Source organism: Lacticaseibacillus suilingensis (assembly GCF_016861845.1).
Classification (GTDB): domain Bacteria; phylum Bacillota; class Bacilli; order Lactobacillales; family Lactobacillaceae; genus Lacticaseibacillus; species Lacticaseibacillus suilingensis.
Genome location: NZ_BOLV01000016.1, coordinates 57,615 through 65,764 on the forward strand (window position 1 = coordinate 57,615; position 8,150 = coordinate 65,764).

The 8,150-nt window shown below is 45.1% G+C and carries 7 protein-coding genes; 5 read left to right on the plus strand and 2 right to left on the minus strand.

What is annotated here, in order from left to right; genetic code table 11:
- Positions 1-36 precede the first annotated feature (36 nt).
- Positions 37-2,802 carry a DNA methyltransferase gene (locus JUF11_RS10170; protein ID WP_204119515.1) on the plus strand — a complete coding sequence of 922 codons (2,766 nt, stop codon included), beginning with the start codon at positions 37-39 and terminating at the stop codon, positions 2,800-2,802.
- A 50-nt stretch (positions 2,803-2,852) separates the two neighbouring features.
- On the opposite strand, the gene JUF11_RS10175 is transcribed toward JUF11_RS10170, so the two are convergent.
- Complete coding sequence (locus tag JUF11_RS10175) at positions 2,853-3,239, minus strand: hypothetical protein (RefSeq protein WP_125579972.1); 387 nt, start codon at positions 3,237-3,239, stop codon at positions 2,853-2,855.
- 57 nt (positions 3,240-3,296) lie between these two features.
- Complete coding sequence (locus JUF11_RS10180; protein ID WP_204119516.1) at positions 3,297-4,442, minus strand: replication initiation factor domain-containing protein; 1,146 nt, start codon at positions 4,440-4,442, stop codon at positions 3,297-3,299.
- Between the two features lie 422 nt (positions 4,443-4,864).
- Here JUF11_RS10180 and JUF11_RS10185 point away from each other — a divergent pair, with 422 nt between their 5' ends.
- From JUF11_RS10185 to JUF11_RS10200, 4 genes are all read left to right on the plus strand, one after another.
- Complete coding sequence (locus JUF11_RS10185; RefSeq protein WP_125579968.1) at positions 4,865-5,386, plus strand: helix-turn-helix transcriptional regulator; 522 nt, start codon at positions 4,865-4,867, stop codon at positions 5,384-5,386.
- Positions 5,387-5,559: 173 nt separating this feature from the next.
- Positions 5,560-5,772, plus strand: coding sequence for a DUF3173 domain-containing protein (locus JUF11_RS10190; protein WP_204119517.1), 213 nt, complete (start codon positions 5,560-5,562; stop codon positions 5,770-5,772).
- Positions 5,765-6,967 carry a tyrosine-type recombinase/integrase gene (locus tag JUF11_RS10195; protein ID WP_204119518.1) on the plus strand — a complete coding sequence of 401 codons (1,203 nt, stop codon included), beginning with the start codon at positions 5,765-5,767 and terminating at the stop codon, positions 6,965-6,967. The genes JUF11_RS10190 and JUF11_RS10195 overlap by 8 nt, the downstream gene beginning before the upstream one ends.
- Before the next feature lie 347 nt (positions 6,968-7,314).
- The gene (locus tag JUF11_RS10200; RefSeq protein WP_204119519.1) at positions 7,315-8,103 is read left to right on the plus strand and encodes a DUF4062 domain-containing protein; all 789 of its coding nucleotides are present in this window, start codon (positions 7,315-7,317) and stop codon (positions 8,101-8,103) included.
- Positions 8,104-8,150 lie beyond the last annotated feature (47 nt).

Sequence of the window (8,150 nt, forward strand, 5' to 3'; positions counted from 1 at the left end):
ACTTGAAACATAATACTGACGAATCGAGGCTGTTTCATGAAGGAAGCAGATCAAAAACGAGCTGCTACGGCTTTTACCAAGCGTTGGCAAGATCGTGGTAATGAACGACAGGATAGTCAGACCTTCTGGTTGGACTTGCTGGAGACTGTCTATGATATTCCTAATCCTGGCGAGTACATCAGTTTTGAAGACCGAGTAATGCTGGATCACACCAGCTTTATTGACGGTTTCATTGACACAACCAAGGTGTTGATTGAACAGAAAGGCCGAAATAAGAGCTTGTTTGATGGCATACGGCAATCTGACGGCAGTTTGCTGTCTCCGTTTGAGCAAGCAAAACGATACTCCGCCAATTTACCGTACTCTAAGCGGCCGCGCTGGATTATCACGAGCAACTTCACCCAGTTCTTCGTGTATGATATGGAGCAACCTAATGGCGAGCCGGCAGTGATCCAGCTTAAGGACTTACCGACCGAGTATTACCGTCTGGACTTTATCGTTGATCAGTTGAACCCACATCTCGATAAAGAGATGGAAGTTTCAATGCAAGCTGGTGAGTTGGTCGGCAAGATTTACGATGAACTTTTCACGCAATATCGCGATCCTACTAATGCCAGCAGTCAGCGTAGTATCAACGAGTTGTCGGTGCGTCTAGTGTTTTGCTTGTACGCTGAAGATGCTGGCATGTTTGGCCGTCATGGTATGTTTCACGACTATCTCAATGAATTTGAGACGCGGCATCTGCGCACGGCCTTGATAGACCTGTTTCGTGTGCTGGATACGCCAATCGATAAACGCGACCCATATCTGGAAGAAAAGTTGGCTGAGTTTCCGTATGTGAATGGCGGAATGTTTGCTAATGAGGAAGTTGAGATTCCACAATTCACCGATTCGTTGCGCGCTTTGATTCTAGATCAAGCCAGCAAGGAGTTTGACTGGTCTGAGATCAGCCCAACAATTTTTGGTGCGGTGTTTGAGAGTACCTTGAACCCAGACACGCGACGTGAAGGTGGCATGCACTATACCTCGATTGTCAATATTCATAAAGTCATTGATCCAATGTTCCTAGACGGTCTCCGAGATGAGCTGACTGAAATCAAGCAAATTAAGCAACGTAAGACCATGATTCAACGCGCGACAGATTTTCAAGCCCGGCTCGGTAAGTTGCGTTTCTTTGATCCAGCGTGTGGGTCAGGTAACTTTCTGACTGAAACCTATTTGTCATTGCGGAAGCTCGAAAACCAGGTTATCAGCTTGATTTACGGGAATGAAAGTATGTTGGCAGTTGATGACGATTTGATCAAGGTGTCCATTCAACAGTTTTATGGTATTGAAATCAATGACTTTGCGGTGTCCGTCGGCAAGACAGCGTTGTGGATCGCTGAATCGCAGATGATGGAAGAAACGGCGGCGATTGTCTACGCGAATATGGACTTCTTACCCCTGAAGACATATACCAACATCACAGAAGGCAATGCCATCCGTCTCGATTGGGAAACGGTAGTTGGCGGTGAACGGATTACTTATATCATTGGCAATCCACCATTTTATGGTCACGAGAAGCGGACACGTGCGCAAGCTGCAGATATGGATATTGCCTTCCATGATTTTAGCAAGTACGGCAAGCTGGATTATGTCGCGGCGTGGTACAACAAAGCGGCAGACTTCATTCAAGGTAAAACGACCGAAGTCGCCTTTGTTTCGACTAACTCGATCACCCAAGGTGAGCAAGCCCCAACACTTTGGCCAAAGCTATTCGAAAAAGGGATCGAGATTCAATTCGCGTACCGGACATTCCGCTGGAGCAGTGAAGCCAAGGAAAAAGCGCAAGTTCATGTGGTCATCATTGGGTTCACCGGCTACCCACGCAAGGGAAATAAGCGTCTGTTTGAAGGCGGCCAGATGAAGCTGGTTGATCACATCAATGCGTATCTTACCGAGGGAGCGAATGTTTACCCACAACCTCGGCGAAAGATTAGTGTGTCTGGTTCTCAATTTCCAATGATGTCGCAGGGTAGTAAACCAGTTGATGGTGGTAACTTGATTCTTTCTCCAGCGGAACGAGCGGCGTTAATTAAGCAGTACCCGCAAACTGAAAGTTATATTCGACGTTATGTTGGCTCCAGAGACTTTATCAATAATGTTGAGCGTTACTGCATTTGGTTAAAGGGTGTCTCACCAAGTCAGTTTCGCTCTGTTCCACCGATCATGGAACGATTAGCGGCCGTCACCGAAGCAAGATTGAAGAGCCCTACGCCGTCAGTTAAGGCATTGGCGGAAATGCCCATGTTATTCACTGAAATTCGTCAACCGGATTCAAACTATCTAGCGGTCCCCGAGGTTTCGAGCGAAAACCGCCGTTATGTGCCGATGGGGTGGATGCCACCAGATATTATTGCCAGCAACAAGCTGTATCTCGTTCCGAATGCCAGCCTGTATATGTTCGGCGTGATGACTTCTAATGTGCATATGGCGTGGATGCGTGCGGTTGCTGGTAGAATGAAGAGCGATTACAGTTACTCGCCAACCGTCTATGCAAATTTCCCGTGGCCGGAAGTTGATGACAAGCAAAAGACGCAAATTGAACAAACCGCCCAAGGAATTCTGGATGCCCGTAAGCTCTATCCAGATAGTAGCTTAGCTGATCTTTATGATCCGTTGGCGACGGTTCCTGAACTGCGCAAGGCACACCAAGATAACGATCGAGCCGTTATGCGGGCATATGGGCTGACAATTAAAGGCACCACCGAGAGTGATACGGTCGCCATGCTGTTTGAACGTTATCGGCAACTGACCAAGTAGAATTTCGAGAAAAAGGACTACCCGTTTAGATTGGGTAGCCCAGAGTGTTTTTATTTGGCCTGTGGGGCCACTAATTCAATCTTTTCGGCCTTGTAGTAGATTGGGTTGCCGACCATGCTCGGTTCTAAACCGGTAAAGCGGCATTTCACGCTGTCACGTTTCATGATTTCCGCGTTGTTGATTGGACAATCGAGACCAGAAACGGTGATCTGAGTGGACTTCTTACGATGTTCACCTTCCAGAATCGTGACGGAATACTTATAGCCGACAATTTCATCAGTGTTGAATTTTCGCGGTGTACCATCATTGCCCATGATTTTGTTGCCAGAATCATCAAGGCGTTCTTCCGTAGCCATTTTAGGGGTGACTTCGTCTAGTTCAAAGATGTTGCCGATCTTGGAGTAGTCGAAATCGCGCATGCTTAACATTTTAGCCATAGTGTAATTTCCTTTCGAAGTTGAGTATACTTGTTATTGGGTATTTTCCTAAGCCGTTCACTGTTCAGGAGTGAGCGGTTTTTTGATGCGTCTTTGGATCAATGGAACCAAGTCTGGCCGGTCATTGATGATCACAAAATCAATCAACTTGTTGGCAAGCTCTGAGTTCCACAGATATTCTGGATCCTCCGCTAGCAGTGTAGGTGGAACAATCATTTGGTGGCTGACCAAGAAGTATAGTGCTTGGGTGATTGCAAAACCGCCTTGGTGCTCAAACCAGTACATTGATTTGTCAAAATCTGTTCGTGGTTTTTGCCGACGAATCGTCGGTACAAAACAAGGCTTGAGAAAGTTTATCCACCAGCGGGCGACGGTTGTGTAGTCAGTTGATGTGTAGAAGTTCAGTTCGGTTTTGACAAAACCGCGAATGAGATTACTTAGCGTTTGCTCTTGGGTCATGTACGCGATTGCCATTAGCAGGCTTTTGGCAGTATCGTGTCGAGTTTCTGCCTCAAGCCGAATTTGTGGTGCTTCGTCCAGCATTTTTTCGCGGTCAACGCCAGAGAGACTATGCGCCAATTCCTTAGCTTTCTCATAGAACCGGAATATGCAGTCGGAGCCACGAGACCCGATTTGTTGGGTCTTAGATCGAGTACGCTTGTCGAACTCACTATCAATTAGTTGTGCGGAACGACCCTTGGATAAGAACTGCTTACGGCGTACCTTGCCGATGATGGTATCAATGCCAAAGAATGGCTTGGTATTATAATCATCTAGCGCCAGATCGAGGCGACTGATTTCAAACGTGGCGGCGTGGTTGGTTGCCAGCTCGATAATCCGTAAGGCAAGTTCTTGGAAAACGTTCTGTTGGGTATCGGCTGCCAACATACCCCATTCATACATGGTACAGGCTTGGCCGCTCATGACTAGAGTACCGCGTGTGCCGTGGTCTTCGGTTGTGTAGTAGCGGATTGATCCGCAAGCGTAAACAATGTCATACTCTTCGTGCTTTAACGAACCGGCTTCACTGGTGACACAGTCAGGTGTGATCAACAAGACGTCAGAGAAGATGGTTTGCCATTGTACATTTACGAAGATGATTTGTAACCAGTCGACTTTGCCGAGTACGTTTTGCGTAGTGGGTTGCGATGTAACTATATTGTTCACCTCCTTAAAGTTGCGACTAGTTGCAACTTTTAACATTGTCGTGAAAATCTGATACAACACGGTATTGATGCTTATGCGCAGGTTAATTTGCGCATTTATTTGTTTCCTTACAGGGTGCTATTAGAAAGGCACCCTGAATTGTGATTTGCCCTCGGCCGGCACTTATGCCGCTGGCCGTGCCGACCGGGGCATACTACTCAGAGTTATATTGAGAGCGACTCTTGAAATACATCTAGCATTCGTATTCACCTTCCTTTTTAGTTTTCTAGTAGTTCAATTAGAACTCATGTGAAAACTATTGAGTTCGTAAACACAGAATAATCCATTTAAGTATAGATGTCAATTAAAAACAATTTGAACTATTTGGTAACTTTGTGGACTATCCATATTGACTTTACAAACAACTCCATTTATGATGTGCTTACGGGGACTTCCCGAATAAAAACGAGGTGATTAGAATGATTGAAAATTTTGGCCGTAACATTGCGCGTCTGCGAAAGCAGTACGATATGTCGCAGGAGGATCTGGCGAACAAGATTGGTGTAAAAAAACAAAGCATCTCAAACATTGAGCGCGGTGTGCGCTATCCAACGTTTGAGACGCTTGAGAAATTTGCCAAGGTGTTTAATGCAACACCAGTTGAGTTGTTTGGTTCGCCAAAAGAAGTGGCCTTGAATGATGTGCCAGTAATCTTAGATCGCATTGACGCATACGATGAGAGAATCAGAACTATTTTCCAGATTGGCACGTTGATGGATCATTACTCAGCTTCTGATCTAGACAAGATTGCCTACCAAGTCGATCATGTGATGAATTTCTTTGCGCCGCATCCACTTTACGATGAGGATGCGATGCCAATTCTAGACGATGATAACAAGGTGCGGATGTTCCCAGGCAAGATTACCCGATTGCCGTTAGACAAACTGGATGAGATCGTCAAGAAAATTGATTATGTGTTGAAGAATGAGGACAAGCTTTAGAATCGTGCGGCCATTCGTATGCAAAGGGCAGTGCGTCAATAATAAGAAATCGTGGGTAATCAAAAAGGCGACTACGCCGTCCAAAGCAAGTAGTCACCTCACACAGATAAGATATGGGTCCTATCTGGATTGATTATCTCACAGGCAGGGAAAACATTACAAGTGAGGTAACCATGAAAAACAGTACAATCAATAAAGCCGAATTGATGCGGCTTGGTCATTACCGCGAACACACCGCGATGATGATCATCCGTCAAGCCAAGATCATCATGGTGCAAAGAGGCTACCCGTTTTACAGTAATCGTCGGCTAGGTGACGTACCGCTTAGCGTTGTCGAAGAAATCATTGGCTGTTCACTCGGAAACGAGGAGCAAGGCCATGCCTAAAACTAAATATACCGGTGTCTACTCGGACGCCAACGGAAAGTTCTTCTATCAAACTGAACTGGGGGTAGATAAAGCAACTGGCGAGCGCATTCAATGTAAAAGCCGTAAAGATCAGTTAGGTCAGCCATTTGCCACTGCCTATGCCGCGCACAAAGAGCTAATTCGCGTCAAGCATGAGTACCAACTTTCAAACGGGCTGATCAACTACAATTTGACCTATGACGAGTTCATGGCTCAGACCTATAAGCCGTATTATCGCTCGATTGTTGAGGATAGTACGTGGAACTCTCGGCAATCAACCATGAAGATCCTTACTGACCGTTTCGGTAAAATGAAACTACGTGACATCGAGGTTGGCGACTGTGAGCGATTCCGTATCTGGTTGCTCAATGATTCTGGGTTGTCACAAGCATACTCGTCACTGGTGTACACAATGCTGCGAACAACGTTGGATTATGCGGTAACACTCAACTTTCTATCAAGTAATATTTCAAAGCGAACCAAGGCTATTCCTAAAGGTAAAGCCGTCGTTGCGTTTTGGACGAAGGACGAGTTTGAAGCAGTCCTGTCAAAAATCTATTGCGAGGACTTCTACGAGCATATGTGTTTCGTCATGCTGTGGGTGTATTACATGACCGGCATTCGTGTCAGCGAAGGGCTGGCACTTTGGTGGAGCGATATTGATTTTGGCAGTAAGAAGATGCGCGTTCATCATACCCTTGATATGAAAAACCAAAATAACTGGACGCGCAAACCGTATACCAAGACCGTAGAGGGTATGCGTACCATCTCGCTCGATGACGATACAATCGCCGTATTGAAAGAGTGGCAAGCTGTTCAAGAAGCACACGGCGTGAAGAACTTTGTGATGAGTGCCACCGGCAAGCCGACGTACCGCTCAACTGTGATGAAAGTAATCACGCGGTATGCGAAGCTGGCAGATGTAGTGGATATTCAAGCCAAAGGTCTGCGACATTCGCATGTGAGTTACTTGATCAACGAGTTTAATGCGAATGTGTTACACGTATCGAAGCGATTAGGTCATTCTTCGCCAGAAATCACTTTGAAGCATTATTCGCACTTGTGGAGCCGTGGCGATGAGGAGCTTGCGGCGAAGATGAGTGGCAACATCAAATTTGATTCGGCGACTGAATCTGGCGTCGATTTTAATGGTAATCAGTCAATAAAATACTAGCCTGCCAAAACCCTGCCAAAATGGAAAGCGGAAGCCTCTAAACACTGATGTAGCAACGTTTCATGAGGACCAACTTTCCTTGAATGGGAATAAAATGCAGGTATTACTTGAAATGAAAAGCCTGATGTAACTGCATATCGGACGAAGTAAAACGAGTTGAAATGGGCAGAATTAACTCGGCTTCCTGCCAAAAAACCTGCCAAAAAATCTCCTTAAGTTTCGGGTACATTCCTGATTCTGTAAGGAGATTTTTCTTTTTTCCGTCACGCTGAAGTTCAAAGAATGAATGCTAAAATGTTAAGGAAGAGAATCTTGTAAACAGTTATTAGCGAAATGGAGCGATGGTGATGGCTAGACAGACGACAACATACGATCTTCTGGTTTCCTGCCCAGGTGACGTTGTAGAAAAGGGATATTTAAAGGCAATAGAAAATAGCGTTGCAACGTTTAATTCTACATTTGGAAAGTTTAATAATGTTAATTTACAAGTTGTGCAATGGTCGAAAGATAGTTATCCAGAATCAGGTGGTAGGGCACAAGAATTGCTAGATGCACAGATTGTCGATGATAGCGATGCAGCTGTTGCGTTACTTTTTACTCGGTTTGGGACTCCAACGGATAAATACGGTTCTGGAACCGAAGAAGAGATTGAACAAATGTTACAGTCTCAAAAGCAAGTTTTTATGTACTTCGTTACCGAATCAGTTAGGATGAGCGAAGTGGACGTTGCGCAATATCAACGAGTTCAGGAATTTAAGACTCGTTATTCTACGTTGGAAAAAGGTATCTACTGGGAGGTTGAGAGCCCTGCGGAACTGCAGGGACAACTGTTAAACCACCTCTCATTGCATTTTCTGAAGAGGATTGTGAAATCGGCTCAACCAAATGATATTCAACCAGAAATTGGAATTATTGATGGTAATAATGAAGAGGCATTTCCGGTTGAAAACTTAGCAAGCGGAGTAAATGCGTTTCTACAGAAAAGAAATGATGAACTGGTTAAAAGAGTTGAAAAACTGAATAATTCCATTCTTAAAAATGAAGATTCGGGCGAAAAAATAGATCATCAGTATATGGCGAATGCTACGCTTAAAGTTGCATCAGTGCCTCAATTTTCAAGTCAAGTGCAACGATGATAACGAATTCTTGATAGTGGTCTAGTCTGTTACGCCATGCATCGGTA